The sequence below is a fragment of the Tenacibaculum sp. 190130A14a genome (genome assembly GCF_964048965.1).
GTDB classification, from domain to species: domain Bacteria; phylum Bacteroidota; class Bacteroidia; order Flavobacteriales; family Flavobacteriaceae; genus Polaribacter; species Polaribacter polynesiense.
Map to the genome: position 1 here is coordinate 3,020,637 of NZ_OZ040189.1, position 19,364 is coordinate 3,040,000.

At 34.6% G+C, this 19,364-nt stretch carries 14 protein-coding genes, 2 tRNA genes and 3 rRNA genes (1 of these 19 only partly in view); 10 read left to right on the forward strand and 9 right to left on the reverse strand.

Annotated elements, in window-relative coordinates; all coding sequences use genetic code 11:
* Positions 1-319: 319 nt before the first annotated feature.
* The 3 genes from ABNT22_RS13975 to ABNT22_RS13985 all read right to left on the reverse strand — a co-directional run bounded on the left by ABNT22_RS13975 (position 320) and on the right by ABNT22_RS13985 (position 2,317).
* Positions 320-931 carry a thioredoxin family protein gene (locus ABNT22_RS13975; protein ID WP_348714255.1) on the reverse strand — a complete coding sequence of 204 codons (612 nt, stop codon included), beginning with the start codon at positions 929-931 and terminating at the stop codon, positions 320-322.
* A gap of 10 nt (positions 932-941) precedes the next feature.
* A complete protein-coding gene (locus tag ABNT22_RS13980) occupies positions 942-1,418 on the reverse strand; it encodes a TlpA disulfide reductase family protein (protein WP_348714256.1) in 477 nt (158 codons plus the stop codon).
* Between the two features lie 113 nt (positions 1,419-1,531).
* Positions 1,532-2,317, reverse strand: coding sequence for a S1/P1 nuclease (locus ABNT22_RS13985; protein WP_348714257.1), 786 nt, complete (start codon positions 2,315-2,317; stop codon positions 1,532-1,534).
* Positions 2,318-2,438: 121 nt separating this feature from the next.
* On the opposite strand from ABNT22_RS13985, the gene ABNT22_RS13990 reads away from it, so the two are divergent.
* The 10 genes from ABNT22_RS13990 to ABNT22_RS14035 all read left to right on the forward strand — a co-directional run bounded on the left by ABNT22_RS13990 (position 2,439) and on the right by ABNT22_RS14035 (position 13,274).
* Complete coding sequence (locus tag ABNT22_RS13990; RefSeq protein WP_348714258.1) at positions 2,439-3,299, forward strand: SPFH domain-containing protein; 861 nt, start codon at positions 2,439-2,441, stop codon at positions 3,297-3,299.
* Between the two features lie 11 nt (positions 3,300-3,310).
* Complete coding sequence (locus ABNT22_RS13995) at positions 3,311-3,469, forward strand: DUF4177 domain-containing protein (RefSeq protein WP_348714259.1); 159 nt, start codon at positions 3,311-3,313, stop codon at positions 3,467-3,469.
* Position 3,470: 1 nt separating this feature from the next.
* A complete protein-coding gene (locus tag ABNT22_RS14000; protein ID WP_348714260.1) occupies positions 3,471-3,959 on the forward strand; it encodes a hypothetical protein in 489 nt (162 codons plus the stop codon).
* A 2-nt stretch (positions 3,960-3,961) separates the two neighbouring features.
* Entirely contained in the window at positions 3,962-4,894 is a 933-nt protein-coding gene (locus ABNT22_RS14005; RefSeq protein WP_348714261.1) for an alpha/beta hydrolase family protein, read from the forward strand.
* Between the two features lie 2 nt (positions 4,895-4,896).
* On the forward strand, positions 4,897-5,061 hold the full coding sequence (locus ABNT22_RS14010) for an Arc family DNA-binding protein (RefSeq protein ID WP_299110182.1): 165 nt from the start codon (positions 4,897-4,899) through the stop codon (positions 5,059-5,061).
* Between the two features lie 100 nt (positions 5,062-5,161).
* On the forward strand, positions 5,162-8,359 hold the full coding sequence (locus tag ABNT22_RS14015; protein WP_348714262.1) for a VPS10 domain-containing protein: 3,198 nt from the start codon (positions 5,162-5,164) through the stop codon (positions 8,357-8,359).
* Between the two features lie 63 nt (positions 8,360-8,422).
* Positions 8,423-10,333, forward strand: coding sequence for an alpha/beta fold hydrolase (locus ABNT22_RS14020; protein ID WP_348714263.1), 1,911 nt, complete (start codon positions 8,423-8,425; stop codon positions 10,331-10,333).
* Between the two features lie 156 nt (positions 10,334-10,489).
* Positions 10,490-11,131 (forward strand): DUF2490 domain-containing protein, encoded by a 642-nt coding sequence (locus ABNT22_RS14025; RefSeq protein WP_348714264.1) that lies wholly within the window; start codon positions 10,490-10,492, stop codon positions 11,129-11,131.
* 46 nt (positions 11,132-11,177) lie between these two features.
* Positions 11,178-12,488 (forward strand): DUF819 domain-containing protein, encoded by a 1,311-nt coding sequence (locus tag ABNT22_RS14030; RefSeq protein ID WP_348714265.1) that lies wholly within the window; start codon positions 11,178-11,180, stop codon positions 12,486-12,488.
* A gap of 84 nt (positions 12,489-12,572) precedes the next feature.
* Positions 12,573-13,274, forward strand: a complete 702-nt coding sequence (locus ABNT22_RS14035) for a DUF4369 domain-containing protein (protein WP_348714266.1) — start codon at positions 12,573-12,575, stop codon at positions 13,272-13,274.
* Between the two features lie 61 nt (positions 13,275-13,335).
* On the opposite strand, the gene ABNT22_RS14040 is transcribed toward ABNT22_RS14035, so the two are convergent.
* The 6 genes from ABNT22_RS14040 to ABNT22_RS14065 form a co-directional block, all read right to left on the reverse strand.
* The gene (locus ABNT22_RS14040; protein ID WP_348714267.1) at positions 13,336-14,787 is read right to left on the reverse strand and encodes a DUF389 domain-containing protein; all 1,452 of its coding nucleotides are present in this window, start codon (positions 14,785-14,787) and stop codon (positions 13,336-13,338) included.
* Positions 14,788-14,922: 135 nt separating this feature from the next.
* Positions 14,923-15,031 (reverse strand): 5S ribosomal RNA (gene rrf / locus ABNT22_RS14045).
* A gap of 130 nt (positions 15,032-15,161) precedes the next feature.
* A 23S ribosomal RNA gene (locus ABNT22_RS14050) occupies positions 15,162-18,029 on the reverse strand.
* A gap of 156 nt (positions 18,030-18,185) precedes the next feature.
* Positions 18,186-18,259: transfer RNA gene (locus ABNT22_RS14055), tRNA-Ala, on the reverse strand.
* A 93-nt stretch (positions 18,260-18,352) separates the two neighbouring features.
* A tRNA-Ile gene (locus ABNT22_RS14060) sits at positions 18,353-18,426 on the reverse strand.
* Positions 18,427-18,504: 78 nt separating this feature from the next.
* Positions 18,505-19,364, reverse strand: a 16S ribosomal RNA gene (locus tag ABNT22_RS14065); it runs 661 nt beyond the window's last position.
* Together the 16S, 23S and 5S rRNA genes with 2 tRNA genes alongside form the textbook arrangement of a ribosomal RNA operon.

Sequence of the window (19,364 nt, forward strand, 5' to 3'; positions counted from 1 at the left end):
ACGAACAGGGAGTACTAATAAGTAGCTATGGAGATTTTTCTAGATTTATCATAAGTGGGGACTTCGAATTATAAGATTAAATAATATTTTTCATCCTTCTTTACATATCTAAAACTTATTGATTGCAAAAAAGGTAACTGTAGCTTTTTATGAAATAAAACAGAAAAGCTATCTGAAAACTAATTTTGAAGTGTATTTGGGTTTCATAAGGTAAAAGTTTAAAGGTTTTAAGTTAGAGTAAATATATGTAAAAAAATGTTAAAAAAAAAGAGAACTGTAAAAACAGTTCTCTTTTGAACACTATAAATCAAATACTTATTTATTTTCTTTTAATAGAACAACCAATAGCTTTTGTTTCTTTATTTACTACTTCATTTCCTTTTAACAATGCATCAACAGCATTTTCAACATACCTATCTGAAACATCATTTGCTTTACGTGCGTTGTTATCTATTGCACCAATATAGGCAACTTTTAACCCTTCTTTTTCCTTATTCAAGATATACACATGTGGTGTACGTGTAGCTCCGTATTTTGGATACACTTGTTGTCCTTCATCAAACAAATAAGGGAAAGTAAAACCTTTAGATTTAGCTCTTTTTACCATACCATTAAAATCATCACCAGGCGAGGCTGCTGGATCATTTGGATTAATTGCGATAACTGGATACCCTTCATTCTTATACTTCTTGTCTAAAGCAATAATTCTATCTTCATACATTTTAGAATATGGGCACATGTTACAAGTAAACACTACAATAAAACCTTTAGCATCTTTATAATCAGCTAAAGAAACCATTTTCCCATCTACATTTTTTAAAGAAAAATCTTCTGCAATATCTCCTATTTTATATCCATCTACATAATTTATGGTAAAAGCAGTTGACACGAATACAACCATTAAGACCAAAATTGTTTTAATTGTTTTCATAATATTTAATTTAGTTTAAGAAATTTTCTAATGTTTTTTGAAGTTCTTCATAAGTAAATGATTTTTCAAAGAAAACTCGTTTATCTTTGTTATAAATCAAAGTAGCAGGTATAGAACCTGTCCAATTTTTACTAATTTTTGGAATCCAAGTATTTTGATCAGGATCATCAAGTAAAACTACTTTCGATTGAAGGTTTTCTTTTTCAATAAAAGATTTTAAAGATTCCTGTTCAAAATCTAAGCTTACCAAAATTACTTCTACATTTTCTTTTTGCAATTCTAAATTTAATTTTTCAAATGCTGGCAACTCCTTAACACATGGTTTACACCAAGTTGCCCAAAAATTAACCACATAGGTTTTGCTATCTTTCTTCTCCAATAAAGGTTTTAGCGATTCATAGTTATAAGCTTCCAACCTATGGCTTTCTTTCTGTTTACATGAAAGAAATACTAGCAATAACCCTAAAAGAAATATATTTTTCATCATCTATAAAATTATAAAAAAGTAACAAGTATTGATTTTCAATTAACTAAACATTAACAAATAAAAAAGCTCAAGTACCTATATACCTGAGCTTTTAATATTTTCAATATCATGAATTAACAAAAAATATCGTTCAATATTTTTGCCAATCTTATTCCTCCTTTTTGCAATTGCTCTCTCACAATTGGGAAATAATCATATGAATAACGATAACGAAGTTTATCACCCGACTTTGCTGAGCCGTATACTTTCTTGGTTAAACTATGTGTATCTTTCATCCAATCTAATACATCTCCTTTTTGAATAAACTTTATTTGCTCTTTTGATAAGTGCTTTGCATTATCTGCTAATTCTACATAGCTCATCCCCCACTTCTTAATAATATCTTCATCCCACACTCTATGTAAATTAGATCCTCTACCATGCCATTGTACTTGAATAGTATTTCCTCCTTTATCTTCCTTTCTTCCAACATGCATAGGCTGATGTAAATCTCCCATTAAGTGAACTAACATCTTTAAATAAAACCGTTTATCTTCTACTGAACTATTTTCATCTTTTAAAACTTTCACACATTGTTTTATTCCTGATATTAAATCACCTTTAGGGTTTTTAGGTGATTCTTCATAACTCATATCTAAAGGCATATTTACGTAATGCCAGGTATAAAACTTTCCGTATTTTTTTCTATCTGATTTTATTTCATCAGCATAAGTTGAAACAAAAGCTAAACTCTCTCCTTGTAGTAATTTTTCTATTTTTCTTTTTGCTTTTTTTGTTAAGTGCTTCTCCGCAATTTTACCTGTAGCTCTGTGACCTGTTGGGCCCCAAGTATCATTATTAGCTAATAAATTTACAGATAAAAAGCTCACTAACAATACTGTATAAAATTGAATTCTCATTAGTTGTAATAATTAAACTTTTGGCTAAGTTATAAAAAAAATATGCGGATTATTTGGAAATATCATATTTTATTACATATCTTTATAATATCATTTTGATATCATTTTAAATCAACCTATTATGAAAGCAGAAAAAATAATTAAACCCGCAAACGGATATTTAATGTTTGCCCTTGTATTAATACTCTTTGTTGGAGGAATTGTACTAACTATTAAAACCGAGAATCCAGTATTTTTACTAGCAGTAGTAACAGGATTCATCTTAGCCTTAGGCTTTATCTTAGTGAACCCTAATTCTTCTAAGGTTCTTTTATTCTTTGGTAAATATGTTGGAACCGTGAAGCAAAATGGCTTGTATTGGGCAAATCCATTGTATAAAAAGAAAACTATTTCATTACGTGCTAGTAACTTTGATAGTGAACGATTAAAGGTAAATGATAAATTAGGTAATCCTGTAATGATAAGCACTATACTTGTTTGGCGTGTTACTGAAACTTATAAAGCCGCTTTTGACGTTGACAACTACGAAAACTTTGTAAGAGTTCAAACAGATGCTGCGGTTCGAAAATTAGCTAGTATGTATCCATATGATAATTTCGCTGATGAAGGACACGAAGAAGACATTACACTTCGTTCGAGTGTAAATGAAGTAAGTGACGCCCTGGAAAAAGAACTTGAAGAGCGCCTAGCTATTGCAGGTATAGAAGTTCTAGAAGCTCGCATTGGTTATTTAGCCTATGCACAAGAAATTGCTAGTGCCATGTTAAAACGTCAACAGGCAACTGCTATTATTGCTGCAAGACATAAAATTGTACAAGGAGCTGTAGATATGGTAGATATGGCCTTAGAAGAATTAAGTAAAAAAGAAATAGTAGAATTAGATGAAGAACGTAAGGCTGCAATGGTAAGCAATCTATTAGTCATTTTATGTGGTGACAAAGAAGCGTCACCAGTAGTAAATACCGGTACTCTCAATCATTAAACGTAAAATTTATGAAAGAATATAAAGTTGAAAGTTGGAAAGTTAGTCTATCAAAAAATAATAAAAATCTAGAAAACTTCTTAAACGAACATGCTCGAAATGGATGGAAAGTAATTCATATTGCAGAACAATCTACACGTGTAGTTTTTGAAAGAGATAAAAACAGATAAGATGAAAGTATTTAAAGAAGAACAGCGATTTATTCAGTTATGGTTAATTGTACTTTTAGCCGTAAGTACCATCGTACCTTTTATAGTTATCATACGTGAATACTTGAATGGGAAAATGGATATCTATAATTTCTTAGGAACTTTAACCTTGATAATCTTTGCTACTGGATTTATATTCTTCTTTAAGTTAAAAACTAGAATCGATGAAATTGGAATTCACTATCAATTTTTTCCTTTTCATTTAAAATCCAGATTAATTAAATGGAATGAAATTACCAATGCATATGTTAGAAAATACGATGCTATTTCAGAATATGGTGGTTGGGGTATAAAAAATATTTTTTGGAAAAAAAATGGAACTGCTGTGAATGTCTCAGGGAATATTGGTATTCAACTAGAATTAATAAATGGGAAAAAGCTACTGATTGGAACACTCAAAGAACAAGAAGCGAAAAGAGTATTAGAAACTTACAACAATAAAAACGAGTAACTATGATACGTATTATAACTTTTATTATCGTATATATTTTAGGAGTAATTTCTTCTCATTCTCAAATTACATCCGAAAATGTTATTATTCATAATAATAACATAGTTCTTCCTGGTACTTTAACTTATAATTCAAGTTACAAACAACCTTTAATAATATTTGTACCCGGCTCAGGTAATCCTAATAGAGATGGTAATCAACCAAGTTTAAATATAAACCCTAATTATATTAAACAATTATCTGATAAACTTGTTCAACATCAGATAGCCTTTTTTAGATATGATAAACGCAATGTACCCAAAGAGAACATTCAACTGGTATTAAAAAAATACTTATTTACAGATTTAGTTGAAGATGCTTCTGCTGTCATTAATTATTTTAAAAATGATAATAGGTTTTCAGAAATTATACTCATTGGACATAGTCAAGGATCATTAGTTTCAATGTTAGCTTTAAACAAACAGGTTTCAAAGTTTATTTCTTTAGCAGGTTTAGGTGAAAGCGTAGACAAGACACTTGTAAGACAAATATCGCAACAAAATGAAGCACTAGGTACGATTGCTAAAAAACATATAGTAGAATTAAAAAGTACGGGTACAATACAAAAAATCAATCCATTTTTAATATCATTGTTTGCAAAACAAAACCATCCATTTTTAGTTTCTTATATGAAATATGATCCTAAAAAAGAGGTTCAGAAAATAGCTATCCCAACATTAATAATCAACGGAACGAAAGACCTACAAGTTTTAACTAAAGATGCTCAAAACTTACATTTAGCTAATCCTCAATCAAAACTAGTTCTAATTAATGGCATGAATCATGTGTTAAAACAAATTGAAGAGGATAGTGATAACTTAAAATCATATACAACACCAGATTTTCCAATTTCAGAAGAATTAACAAAATCTATAATTACCTTTGTGAAACAATAATTATGGCTAAAAAGAAAGCATTTGCACTCCGAATAAATGAAGACATGCTCAAAGCAATTGAAAAATGGGCTTCAGATGAGTTTCGATCTACCAATGGACAGATTGAATGGATGCTTATGCAAGCCCTCAAAGAAGCTAAAAGAGAGCCTAAAAAGAAAGATGAGTAACCCTCATCTTTCTTTTTATATAGACCTAGAGCATTAACATTTTTTTAAGAAGTATAATCCGTACTTTAGAAGTTTTAATTAACTAAATCAACTTTTTATAATGAAAAAACTTCTTTTGATCTGTTTTTCTTTGATAAGCTTTTTCACCTTCTCTCAAGAATTTTCCATGGACTTGGTTAAAAATATGAAACCAAGAAATATAGGTCCTGGAGGCATGAGTGGTCGTGTTACTGCCATTGATGTTGTAGAAAACAATCCTGATATTATGTACGTTGGTACAGCTTCTGGTGGTGTATGGAAATCAACCTCTGGAGGAATAAAATGGGAACCTATTTTTGAAAAAGAAGTTACTGCTTCTATTGGAGCATTAGCTATTCAACAATCTAATCCAAGTGTTATTTGGGTAGGAACAGGAGAAGGAAACCCTAGAAATAGTTTAAATGGTGGTTATGGAGTTTTTAAGTCATTAGATGGAGGGAAAACCTGGAAATCGATGGGGCTTGAAAAAACACGTCATATCCATCGTGTAATCATTGACCCTACCAATCCAAACATTGTTTATGTAGGAGCTATTGGTTCTCCATGGGGAGAACACAAAGAACGAGGTGTTTATAAAACTACTGATGGAGGTAAAACTTGGAAACAAATTTTATATAACAATATAAAAACAGGAGCTGCTGATTTAGTAATGGATCCATCAAATCCAAATAAACTAATTGCAGCAATGTGGGAACATAAACGTGATCCTTGGTTTTTTAAATCAGGTGGAAAGGGAAGTGGTTTATACATTACACATGATGGTGGAAATAATTGGACTCGTATCACCGAAAAAGAAGGTTTTCCAAAAGGAGAGTTAGGTAGAATTGGTGTGGCAATTTCAAGAAGCAACCCAAATGTCATATATGCTCTAGTAGAAGCTAAAAAAAATGCATTGTATAAAAGTGAAGATGGAGGATTTAAATGGAAAAAAGTCAGTGATAAAAAAGGAATAGGTAACCGACCTTTTTACTATTCTGAAATTTATGTAGACCCCCAAAATGAAAACAAGCTTTATACTATTTTTACTTATGTAAATGCTTCTATAGATGGAGGTAAAAATTTCAAACAATTAATGCCTGCTTATGGAGTTGATAATGGAGTCCATCCTGATCACCATGCTTGGTGGATTCACCCAAAAGATGGAAGTTTTATGATAGATGGAAATGATGGTGGGCTTAATATTACCAAAGATGGTGGTAAAACTTGGCGTTTTATTGGTAACCTTCCAGTAGCACAATTTTACCATATAAATGTGGATAATGAATTCCCTTATAATGTATATGGAGGAATGCAAGACAATGGATCATGGAGAGGACCTGCATATGTATGGAAAGCGCAAGGAATCCGTAACTCTTATTGGCAAGAAATAAGTTTTGGTGATGGTTTTGATGTTGTTCCAGATAGAGACAATTCTCGTTATGGATGGTCAATGAGTCAACAAGGTTTTGTGTCGAGGTATGACTACAAAACTGGAAACAACTATACAGTGAAACCAACTCATCCAGATGCCAAAGTTAAACTTCGTTTTAACTGGAACTCAGCTATCAATATAGATCCTTTCGATAATTCAACTTTGTACTTCGGAAGTCAATTTGTTCATAAATCAACAGACAAAGGGTTAACTTGGGAAGTAATTTCTCCGGATTTAACTACAAATGACAAAACTAAATTAAAACAATCTGAAAGTGGTGGATTAACCATGGATGCTACCGGAGCAGAGAATCACTGTACAATTTTAGTCATTGAGCCCTCTCCGTTGGAAAAAGACATGTTATGGGTTAGTACAGATGATGGACAAGTACAAATCACAAAAGATGGAGGTAACACTTGGACAAATGTTTCTCAAAATATCAAAGGACTACCAGCCAATAGTTGGATTCCTCAAATAAAAGCATCGAATAAAAATAAAGGTGAAGCATTATTAATTGCCAATGATTACAGACGTTTTAATTACACTCCATATGCCTACAGAACAAAAGATTATGGGAAAACTTGGGAAAGAATTGTTGATACTAACGATGTAGAAAGTTACACACTAAGTATTGTAGAAGATCCTGTAAATGCTAACTTACTGTTTTTAGGAACAGATGACGGATTATACATTTCTTTAGATGCAGGGAAAAAGTGGACAAAATGGACGGCTGGATTCCCTACAGTATCGGTTAAAGATTTAGTTATTCACCCGAGAGAGCATGATTTAGTTATTGGTACTTTCGGACGTGCTGCATGGGTTTTAGATGATATCCGTCCTTTAAGAAATTTAGCTGCAAATCCAGAAAACATCGCTAAAAACATAGTACTATTTGCACCTCCTACAGCCTATCAAACAGCTTACCAACAACCTACTGGAAGTAGATTTGGTGCGGATGCCTTGTATCATGGTGAAAATAGAAAAAGAGGAGCGCATTTAACTTATTTAATCAATAAACCTAAAAAAGACACTACAAAAAAATCAAGTAGTAAAACAATCACTAACAAAGAAGAACAATCGAAAAAAGTAAAATTTGATTCAATTAAATTTGAAATATTTAATGGTAATACCTTAATAAGAACTTTAAAACGAAAAGCTCCTAAAGAAAATGGAATTCATAAATTCAGATGGTTTATGGATGAAAAAGGAGTAGCAAGAGCATCTAGAAGAATCAGAAAATCTAAATCTGAACCTAGTGGAGTTAGAGTAAAACCTGGAACATATAGAGTTAAAGTTACTTTTGGAGATCAAACTTCTGAGCAATACATAAATGTTAAGTACGATCCAAGACTTACAATCTCAGACACTGCAATTAATCAAAAATACAACACACTTAAAAGATTACAAAAGCATCAAGAAACTATTGCTAATGCAGTAAAACAGTTAGTTGAAAGTAAAGAAACTGCAAATACATATAAAACTAAATTCACTAAAAAAGATAAAAAGGAATACAAAGATCAGATTAACTTATCCAAAAAAATCGTCAAGCAAATTGACAGTATTTTAGATCTGTACTTAGGAAAAATAGACAAACGTCAAGGTATTACAAGAAATCCAGAGGTTACCGTTTCCCAAAGACTAGGAACTGCTAATTGGTACATTAGTAGTCGATTTGGAGAACAAACAAATACCGAAAAACGTTTAATGAGTCAATTTGAGGAATCTTTAAAACCTGTATTGGAAAAAACCAATCAGTTTTTTGACAACGATTGGAAAGACTATAAAACTAAAATGGAAGCAATCAATATTTCTCCATTCAAGAAAACAAAATCATTTTCTTTAGAATAATTTGTTCTCTTTTTTGTTAATATATGTGTAAAGTTCTGAACACTAACCTTAAAGAATATAAAAATGAAAAAAATATTTGGACTAGCAATAATTAGCTTTTTAGTTATTGCTTGTAAAACAGATAAGGAGAAAACAGCAAACAGTTCTGATACGGCTGTTAAAGATTTAAAAGAATACACCATTAATCAAATGATGGATAATGAAAGTGTTTTTGGTGGAAGTTTTTCTCCAGACAACTCTAAGTTGTTAGTAACAAGTAATCGTTCTGGTATATACAACATGTATACTGTTTCGACAGAAAGTGGAGAATTTGAACCAATTACTAAATCAGATAGTTCATCTGTTTTTGCTACTTCCTACTTCCCAAAAGACAACAGAATGTTGTTTAGAATGGATAATAATGGTAACGAAATTTACCATATATACATGAGAGATCTTGATGGAAGCATAAAAGAATTAACTCCAGAAAAAGGAGTTAGAGCAAGTTTCTATGGCTGGGCTAAAGATGAAAAAAGTTTCTTTTTTGCTTCTAATAAAAGAGACAAAAGATTTATGGATGTCTATGAAATGGATATCGAAACACTTACATCTGAAATAATTTATGAAAATAAAGAAGGATATAATGTTGCTGGTATTTCAAACAACAAAAACTATTTTGCGCTGACTAAAACGGTAAATACAAACGATTCTGATTTATTTATTTTTGATCGAACTACAAAGAAAAACACTAAAGTTAATGCTACTTTAAGTAGTAATTCTTCAGAAGATTTTTCTCTAGATGATAAAGATTTTTTCTATACAACTGATGCTAATGGAGAATTTGCAACATTGATGAAATACAACATTGCTTCAGGAAAATCTGAAAAAGTACTTGAGAAAAATTGGGATATTTCTGGAAGCTATTTTACCAATAAAGGTAAATATAGAGTTACTTATATAAATAATGATGGTAAGAATGTAATTGAAGTATATGATATCGCTGCTGAGAAAAACATCGAACTACCAAACGTCGAAGGTCAAAGTATTACAAATGTTGGTTTTTCTAGAAACGAAACTATGATGCGTTTCTATGCGGGAGGATCTAACTCTCCTTCCAACTTATATACGTATAACTTAGAAACAAAAGAGCAAAAAAAGCTAACAGATGTTTTAAATAAAGAGATAGACCCGGCTCATTTAGTAAATGCTAAAGTGATTCGTTATCCTTCATTTGATGGAGTAACAATTCCTGCTATATACTATTTACCACACCAAGCTTCAAAAGATAATAAAGTACCAGCATTAGTTTGGGTACATGGTGGACCAGGAGGACAGTCACGTCAAGGTTTTAATTCTAGAATTCAATATTTAGTAAATCATGGGTATGCTGTTTTAGCTGTTAACAATAGAGGAAGTAGCGGTTATGGAAAAACTTTTTTTAAAATGGATGATTTAAACCATGGAGAAAAAGATTTACAAGATTGTGTTGAAGGTAAAAATTGGTTAGTAAAACAACCTGAAATTGATGGTGATAAAATTGGAATTATAGGAGGTTCATATGGAGGATATATGACCATGGCAGCTTTAACATATACGCCAGAAGAGTTTGCCGTTGGAGTAAATATTTTTGGAGTAACTAACTGGATGCGTACATTAAAAAGTATTCCTTCTTGGTGGGAATCATTCAAAGATGCTCTTTACAAAGAATTAGGAAACCCACATACAGCTGATTCGGTTCGATTAAAAAGAATTTCTCCATTGTTCCATACTGATAAAGTAACAAAACCTTTAATGGTTCTGCAAGGAGCTAAAGATCCTAGAGTATTACAAGTAGAATCTGATGAAATCGTAGCGGGTGTTAAAAAGAATGGTGTACCAGTAGAATACGTACTTTTTGAGGATGAAGGACATGGTTTTGTAAAGAAAGAAAACCAAATAGAATCTAATCAAAGAATTTTACAGTTTTTAAATAAATACTTAAAAAAACAAGAGTAGTTTTTTTTTGATATTCAACACTATGATTAGCATAGTTCCACTATCTAAAAACTTTGTTAAAGAATAGAAAAAACTCAATATTTAATTAAGAAAATCCTTTGTAAGAATGCAGGGGATTTTTTTTACATTTACTCCTTCTAAATTTTAAAATCAATTATGAAGAAATTATTTTTATTAACCTTTATTTTATTTTCAATTCAGAGTTATAGCCAATCAACAGGAGAAAAAGAACTTGGTGTTTGGTATATGTATAATGGAACACACAAATTATCAGATAAGTTTAGCTTAAAAACAATGGCTCATTTTAGATTTTTTGAAGTAGGAGATGATTTACAACAATTTATTACTCGATTAGGAGTAAATTATAAGATAAACAAAAATCTAAGTGTTACCATTGGACATGCCTTTTTAAATACAGACGGTACTTTCAATGAATTAGGAGGAGATGCTTATGAAAATAGAACTTATGAAGATTTCAATGTAAAGCATAATATATCCAAACTAGGATTTGCTCATAGACTAAGAGCTGAGCAACGCTTTTTTGAATCTGGAACAGGTCATTTTCTTCGTTATCAATTAGGACTTAGTTATCCTATTGATGAAAAATGGTCTACCTATTTGTATGATGAAATTTTTATGGATTTTGATGGTGAAAATTTTAATCAAAATTGGTTAGGTGCTGGTTTTAAGTATAAACTTTCAAAAACCTTAAAACTTCAATTAGGTTATATGAAAATTACAGATGCTGAAGATAGAAGCTTCGATAGAATCCAAATTGGAATAGCTTTAAACCACTAAAAACTTATTAAGAAATAGCTATTTTAGCAAGCTAAACAACTAATTCATGGAAAATCAACCACTATTTACTAACGATGCCATTGTTTTTGGTATTTTAATGCTTTCATTAGGTTTTGTATTCTATACCGAAAGTAAAGAATCTGGTTTTTGGAAAAAATTCTACAAAATCGTTCCTGGCCTATTTATGGCCTATTTTATTCCTGCAATATTTACAACACTTGGGGTTATTTCTCCTGAATGGGAAACTTTAAACAAAGCAGGTGAAGTTGTAGAAGCTAAGTCAAGTTTATACTATGTATCTAGTAGATTTTTATTACCTGCAGCATTAGTCTTAATGACTCTCAGTATTGACCTAAAAGCAATTTTTAATTTAGGTTCTAAAGCATTAATTATGTTCTTTACAGGAACTATCGGTATTGTAATAGGTGGTCCAATCGCTATACTATTAATTTCTTTAGTTTCTCCAGAAACTGTGGGAGGAGCAGATTTTGATGCCGTTTGGAGAGGTTTATCTACATTAGCTGGAAGTTGGATTGGTGGTGGAGCTAATCAAACTGCAATGCTTGAAATATACCAATACAATCCCGCAAAATACGGAGGAATGGTCTTTGTTGATATCGTAGTTGCTAATATTTGGATGGCAATAATATTAATAGGTATCGGAAGAAAAGATCGTATTAATAAATGGTTAAAAGCAGATACTACCGCCATTGAAGAATTAAAAGAAAAAGTTTCTAATTTTACTCAAAGTGTAAAAAGAAATCCTTCTCTAACCGACTTTATGATAATGCTAGCTATTGCTTTTGGAACTGTTGGTTTTGGGCATTTCGCTTCTACATATTTAAGTTCATTTTTTGGTTCTTGGACAGCCAGTTTAACCTCAAATACAAGTAGAAATATATTTTCATTTTTAGGTTCAGGATTCTTTTGGTTAATTAGTATCTCAACTATTGTAGCCATTGCTTTATCCTTTACAAAAGCTAAGAATTATGAAGGAGCTGGTGCTAGTAGAATTGGTAGTATCTTCATTTATATATTAGTAGCAACTATTGGTATGAAAATGGACTTAACATTAATATTTGACAACGTTGGATTAATTGCTATTGGTTTAGTTTGGATGAGTATTCATGCTGGACTACTAATACTTGTTGCTAAACTTATTAGAGCGCCATATTTCTTTTTAGCAGTAGGAAGTCAAGCAAACGTTGGTGGAGCTGCTTCTGCACCAATTGTAGCCTCTGCATTCCATCCATCTCTTGCAACTGTAGGTGTTTTGTTAGCTGTATTTGGCTACGCAATTGGTACAATTGGAGCTATTCTGTGCACAATTTTAATGGAAATAGCCTCTAAAGTTTAATTGAAATCTGCATATTTGCAACTCAAAATTTTGAATAGTATAGGTATCTCTACCTAAACTGTAAGGAACATTAATAAGAAACAAATGAAAAAAATAATCGCTCTTATAGCTATTACCCTAGTAGCTTTTGCCTGTTCTTCTAAAAAGGAAGGAAATATGATTGTTAAAGGTCAAATTAAAGGCCTTAAAAAAGGTACTTTATATCTTCAAAAAATGAAAGATACTATATTAGTATCTGTAGACTCTGTTAATTTATTAGGAGATGATAAATTTATCTTAGCTGACAATTTAGAATCACCTGTAGTATATTACATTACTTTTGATGGTAACACCAATGAAAAGAGTTTATTATTTTTTGGAGAACAAGGAGAAATAACAATTAATGATGATGTAGAGACTTTTGGACTTAATCCGCAAATTACTGGCTCAGAAAATCAAAAATCTTTGGAACAATATTTCAAAATAGTGAAAAGATTTAATGATCAAAACCTTGAGTTAATAAAATTAAATTTCAATGCTCAGAAATCTAACAACTTAGATTCTGTAAAACTAATAGAACAGAAATTTAATTCTTTATTAAAAAAACGTATCCTTTTTGCAACGAATTTTGCTCTTAACAATTCTGACAAAGAAGTTGCACCATATATTGCACTAACCGAATTATATGATGCTAATATTAAATTATTAGATACGGTAACTAATAGTTTAACGGATAAGGTTAAAAACTCAGATTACGGTAAACGCTTACAAAAGTATGTAACGAAGATAAAAAAGGATGAGAATTAATAATTCTTTATTTTTATAACCATAAAAAACCTCTTGAGTGATTCAAGAGGTTTTTTCTTTTCTATTTTATTCTTTCTATATATAAGGTATCCAATTTCAATTCTTTCTGCATCCAATTTCTAAGTTCATTCTCTTTAGACCTAACTATTGAGTCCTTTAATTTTTCGTTCCATTTAACACTTACATTAGGAATCGTATCAATTTTGATAAAATCTGAAGAACTTAAAGTTTTAGCAAAACTAATACTTTTAATATCATTGTATCTAATTTTGGCATCTTTAGCAATTTTACTAAACGGAATCGAGTTGTTGTCCCTATCAATAGCATCTTGCTCTATTCTTGTATTTAAATCAGAAATAGTGCTTTTAAGATCTTCTATTTCTTTATGTAGTCCTTTTATTACATTATCCTTCTCATCTAAATCAGCAATTGCTCTATCATAAGCATCTACGACTCTATCAACACTCCTTGCCTTATTTTCATTAATTAATAACTCAAAATCTCCAATTTTTGAATAATCCCTTAATTCATTTCTTAAAAATGTTTTCGTTGCATCAGATACGTCCCCATTAAAATACAAATGAATTTTTTTATCCTTTCTATCAATATTCTCTCGTTGTAACCATAAGTCATCGTTTGCTTCAACCTCTTGTTTTAAAAACTTAGAATAGTTAGCTTTAATAATGGTCTCCTTATATACATCAATAAATGTAAAAACCGCAGGGATCATAACTAATAATGCAACAATAGAAGCTATTCTAGCTATTCGCTTTCGTTCAACAGAATTCACATAGCGTATCATTGTAAATCGTAAAACCTTCAATACTAAAAAAGTTGCTAAGGCAATGAAAATAGCATTAATGGTAAACAGATACATTGCTCCTAAAAAGTAATCAAACTTTCCAACTGCCAAACCATACCCAGCAGTACACAATGGAGGCATTAATGCTGTTGCTATTGCTACACCAAATATAACAGATGCTATTGTCCCTTTCTTAGTTCTAGCAATAATCAGGGCTAAACCTCCAAAAAACGCAATTAAAACATCTCTAATATCTGGTCTTACTCTTCCCAATAACTCTGAAGTTTCTTCTCGTAAAGGAAACAAAAAGAAAAATAGAAAAGCTGTTAATAAACTTAACACAATCATTGTTGCTAAGTTTATCATAGACTTTCTTAATGTATCAATATCATTAATAGCAATTGACATTCCAATTCCTAAAATTGGTCCCATTAAAGGAGATATAAGCATGGCTCCAATCACCACTGCTGTTGAATTTGCATTTAAACCAATAGATGCTACAAAAATAGAACAAATTAAAATCCATGATGTTGCTCCTTTAAATGCAATATCACTCTTTATAGCCTCTATTGTAGCGGCTTGATCTGTATCGTGTCTAAAATCAAGCAATTCAAATAAAAACTTCTTAGAACTCTCCCATAAACCTATAGCATCCTTCTGAACTGCTTGTTTTGATTGCTCTACTGCTTCATCTTGTTTTTTTTCTTCCATTTAATTTAATTTGATTTTTTGTAAAAGTGAAGATAGTAAAATTCTTGATTATGTTGCCTTTGAAGTTCTTGGAATGGTCAAAATTTAGTACAAAAAAAAACCTCAATCTTTTTAATAAAAGACTGAGGTTTAAAAGAAAGGCGACGACCTACTCTCCCACCAGTGGCAGTACCATCGGCGCTAATGGGCTTAACTTCTCTGTTCGGAATGGTAAGAGGTGAGCCCCATTGCTATAATCACCTTAAACTGTTTCAGTTGTTTCAACTGTATATGTTTGACATATGGTAAAATAATATGATAATCTAAATCAAGTTTGTTTTTACGTAAAATACTCTTTCTAAAGAGTGTCCTTCCTCCCGAAGGAGGAAGACTACGTACATAAGCCTATGGGTTATTAGTACTACTCAGCTACATACATTACTGCACTTACACTTATAGCCTATCAACGTGGTGATCTTCCACGACCCTTTAAAGAAATCTCATCTTGTGGTGGGTTTCGCGCTTATATGCTTTCAGCGCTTATCCCTTCCCAACGTAGCTACCCAGCAGTGCCCCTGGCGAGACAACTGGTACACTAGAGGTTAGTCCAACTCGGTCCTCTCGTACTAAAGTCAGATCCACTCAAATTTCTAACGCCCACAGCAGATAGAGACCGAACTGTCTCACGACGTTCTGAACCCAGCTCGCGTGCCACTTTAATGGGCGAACAGCCCAACCCTTGGGACCTTCTCCAGCCCCAGGATGTGACGAGCCGACATCGAGGTGCCAAACCCCCCCGTCGATGTGAGCTCTTGGGGGAGATCAGCCTGTTATCCCCGGAGTACCTTTTATCCTTTGAGCGATGGCCCTTCCACACGGAACCACCGGATCACTATGCTCTACTTTCGTACCTGATCGACCTGTATGTCTCTCAGTCAAGCTCCCTTATGCCATTGCACTCTACGCACGGTTACCAAGCGTGCTGAGGGAACCTTTAGAAGCCTCCGTTACTCTTTTGGAGGCGACCACCCCAGTCAAACTACCCACCACGCACTGTTCTCATCACTGAGTTAGGCTCTAGATAAGCAAAGGGTGGTATTTCAAGGTTGACTCCACAACGCCTAGCGACGCTGCTTCAAAGCCTCCCACCTATCCTACACATTACTTATCCAAAGTCAATACGAAGCTATAGTAAAGGTTCACGGGGTCTTTTCGTCCCGCTGCGGGTAATCGGCATCTTCACCGATACTACAATTTCACCGAGCTCATGGCTGAGACAGTATCCAGATCGTTGCACCATTCGTGCAGGTCGGAACTTACCCGACAAGGAATTTCGCTACCTTAGGACCGTTATAGTTACGGCCGCCGTTTACTGGGGCTTCATTTGATTGCTTCGCCGAAGCTAACAACTCCACTTAACCTTCCAGCACCGGGCAGGTGTCAGGCCTTATACATCATCTTTCAATTTAGCAAAGCCCTGTGTTTTTGATAAACAGTCGCCTGGATCTTTTCACTGCGGCCCACCAGAGGTGGGCGACCTTTCTCCCGAAGTTACAGGTCTATTTTGCCTAGTTCCTTAGCCATGAATCTCTCGAGCACCTTAGAATTCTCATCCCAACTACCTGTGTCGGTTTACGGTACGGGTTCTTATAAACTGAAGCTTAGAGGTTTTTCTTGGAAGTTCTTAGCCGCACTATCCACGCGTCCGAAGAGTTGTGGTACTATCACATTTCAGCTAGGTCTGCGGATTTGCCTACAGTCCCAATACCTACGTGTTTCAACGAGCTATTCCGTCAGCTCGCGGCGGGTTCATTACTCCGTCACCCCATCGCATTTATAAGAAGTACAGGAATATTAACCTGTTGTCCATCGACTACTCCCTTCGGATTCGCCTTAGGTCCCGACTAACCCTCAGCTGATTAGCATCGCTGAGGAAACCTTAGTCTTTCGGTGAGGGGGTTTCTCGCCCCCTTTATCGTTACTTATGCCTACATTTTCTTTTCTATACGTTCCAGCATGCCTCACAGCACACCTTCAGCACATATAGAATGCTCCCCTACCACTTTATTAAGTCCATAGCTTCGGTAATATACTTATGCCCGATTATTATCCATGCAGAACCGCTCGACTAGTGAGCTGTTACGCACTCTTTAAATGAATGGCTGCTTCCAAGCCAACATCCTAGCTGTCTAAGCAGTTCCACCTCGTTTATTCAACTTAGTATATATTTGGGGACCTTAGCTGATGGTCTGGGTTCTTTCCCTCTCGGACATGGACCTTAGCACCCATGCCCTCACTGCTGAGAAACATTTTATAGCATTCGGAGTTTGTCAGGAATTGGTAGGCGGTGAAGCCCCCGCATCCAATCAGTAGCTCTACCTCTATAAAACTTTTACTCAACGCTGCACCTAAATGCATTTCGGGGAGTACGAGCTATTTCCGAGTTTGATTGGCCTTTCACCCCTATCCACAGGTCATCCAAAGACTTTTCAACGTCAACTGGTTCGGTCCTCCACTGTGTGTTACCACAGCTTCAACCTGCCCATGGATAGATCACTCGGTTTCGCGTCTACTACTACTAACTAATTGCGCCCTATTCAGACTCGCTTTCGCTTCGGCTCCGGACCTTAAATCCTTAACCTTGCTAGTAACAGTAACTCGTAGGCTCATTATGCAAAAGGCACGCCGTCACACAGTAAATGTGCTCCGACCGCTTGTAGGCGTACGGTTTCAGGTTCTCTTTCACTCCCTTACTTAGGGTTCTTTTCACCTTTCCCTCACGGTACTAGTTCACTATCGGTCTTTCAGGAGTATTTAGCCTTACCAGATGGTCCTGGCAGATTCATACAGGATTACACGTGTCCCGCACTACTCAGGGTACTGCTATATCCTCTTCGTTTACCTATACGAGACTATCACTCTCTTTGGTTAGTCTTTCCAAACTATTCTAGTTCACTTAGATTCTAATGTCGCAGCCCTACAACCCCCAATTTGCCGTAACAAATTAGGTTTGGGCTAATCCGCGTTCGCTCGCCACTACTAACGGAATCACTATTGTTTTCTCTTCCTCCGGGTACTTAGATGTTTCAGTTCTCCGGGTTTGCTCCTTTCGGTGACATGTCTTCAACATGCCGGGTTGCCCCATTCGGAAATTAACGGATCATAAATTATGTGCATCTCCCCGTTACTTATCGCAGCTTATCACGTCCTTCTTCGCCTCTGAAAGCCTAGGCATCCGCCATACGCCCTTATTTAGCTTATTGTACTTTTTGCTCTAGCATTACACTAGAACGAGCTCTTTATAATTCTTTATATTTTTATAAAAATAATTCGTTAGATATTTATCTAACTCTCTATCTTGATTCTTTACGATATCATTTTACCAATATGTCAATGAACTTTAGGTTATAAAAACCTCGTGGAGAATACCGGAGTCGAACCGGTGACCTCTTGCGTGCAAGGCAAGCGCTCTAGCCAGCTGAGCTAATTCCCCTTCTCTAGTAAGAGGAGCCTCATGAGCGATTAAGTTACTTAACACTCTCACCCAACTTCTAGAATTTCCTTACTTCGACCTTAATTAAAATAGTAGTCTCGGGCAGACTCGAACTGCCGACCTCTACATTATCAGTGTAGCGCTCTAACCAGCTGAGCTACGAGACTATTAAGATCTTAGTCTTTTTTTTAAAATTAACAGCAAAGAGTAAATTACCTCTTTTGTAACTCACCATCTTTCTCTAGAAAGGAGGTGTTCCAGCCGCACCTTCCGGTACGGCTACCTTGTTACGACTTAGCCCTAGTTATCAGTTTTACCCTAGGCCGCTCCTCTCGGTGACGGACTTCAGGCACCCCCAACTTCCATGGCTTGACGGGCGGTGTGTACAAGGCCCGGGAACGTATTCACCGGATCATGGCTGATATCCGATTACTAGCGATTCCAGCTTCACGGAGTCGAGTTGCAGACTCCGATCCGAACTGTGATATGGTTTATAGATTCGCTCCTATTCGCATAGTGGCTGCTCATTGTCCATACCATTGTAGCACGTGTGTAGCCCAGGACGTAAGGGCCGTGATGATTTGACGTCATCCCCACCTTCCTCGCGGTTTGCACCGGCAGTCTCGCTAGAGTCCCCAACTTTACTTGATGGCAACTAACGATAAGGGTTGCGCTCGTTATAGGACTTAACCTGACACCTCACGGCACGAGCTGACGACAACCATGCAGCACCTTGTAGAGAGTCCGAAGAAAGTCTATCTCTAGATCATGCACTCTACATTTAAGCCCTGGTAAGGTTCCTCGCGTATCATCGAATTAAACCACATGCTCCACCGCTTGTGCGGGCCCCCGTCAATTCCTTTGAGTTTCAATCTTGCGATCGTACTCCCCAGGTGGGACACTTATCACTTTCGCTTAGTCACTGAATAATTCCAACAACTAGTGTCCATCGTTTACGGCGTGGACTACCAGGGTATCTAATCCTGTTCGCTCCCCACGCTTTCGTCCATGAGCGTCAGTACATACGTAGTAGACTGCCTTCGCAATCGGTATTCTGTGTAATATCTATGCATTTCACCGCTACACTACACATTCTATCTACTTC

What these genes read in the sequence shown, in the direction of transcription:
- ABNT22_RS13975 (WP_348714255.1), bottom strand. Translation starts at nt 931, where the DNA reads ATGAAAACAATTAAAACAATTTTGGTCTTAATGGTTGTATTCGTGTCA.
- ABNT22_RS13980 (WP_348714256.1), bottom strand. Translation starts at nt 1,418, where the DNA reads ATGATGAAAAATATATTTCTTTTAGGGTTATTGCTAGTATTTCTTTCA.
- ABNT22_RS13985 (WP_348714257.1), bottom strand. Translation starts at nt 2,317, where the DNA reads ATGAGAATTCAATTTTATACAGTATTGTTAGTGAGCTTTTTATCTGTA.
- ABNT22_RS13990 (WP_348714258.1), top strand. Translation starts at nt 2,439, where the DNA reads ATGAAAGCAGAAAAAATAATTAAACCCGCAAACGGATATTTAATGTTT.
- ABNT22_RS13995 (WP_348714259.1), top strand. Translation starts at nt 3,311, where the DNA reads ATGAAAGAATATAAAGTTGAAAGTTGGAAAGTTAGTCTATCAAAAAAT.
- ABNT22_RS14000 (WP_348714260.1), top strand. Translation starts at nt 3,471, where the DNA reads ATGAAAGTATTTAAAGAAGAACAGCGATTTATTCAGTTATGGTTAATT.
- ABNT22_RS14005 (WP_348714261.1), top strand. Translation starts at nt 3,962, where the DNA reads ATGATACGTATTATAACTTTTATTATCGTATATATTTTAGGAGTAATT.
- ABNT22_RS14010 (WP_299110182.1), top strand. Translation starts at nt 4,897, where the DNA reads ATGGCTAAAAAGAAAGCATTTGCACTCCGAATAAATGAAGACATGCTC.
- ABNT22_RS14015 (WP_348714262.1), top strand. Translation starts at nt 5,162, where the DNA reads ATGAAAAAACTTCTTTTGATCTGTTTTTCTTTGATAAGCTTTTTCACC.
- ABNT22_RS14020 (WP_348714263.1), top strand. Translation starts at nt 8,423, where the DNA reads ATGAAAAAAATATTTGGACTAGCAATAATTAGCTTTTTAGTTATTGCT.
- ABNT22_RS14025 (WP_348714264.1), top strand. Translation starts at nt 10,490, where the DNA reads ATGAAGAAATTATTTTTATTAACCTTTATTTTATTTTCAATTCAGAGT.
- ABNT22_RS14030 (WP_348714265.1), top strand. Translation starts at nt 11,178, where the DNA reads ATGGAAAATCAACCACTATTTACTAACGATGCCATTGTTTTTGGTATT.
- ABNT22_RS14035 (WP_348714266.1), top strand. Translation starts at nt 12,573, where the DNA reads ATGAAAAAAATAATCGCTCTTATAGCTATTACCCTAGTAGCTTTTGCC.
- ABNT22_RS14040 (WP_348714267.1), bottom strand. Translation starts at nt 14,787, where the DNA reads ATGGAAGAAAAAAAACAAGATGAAGCAGTAGAGCAATCAAAACAAGCA.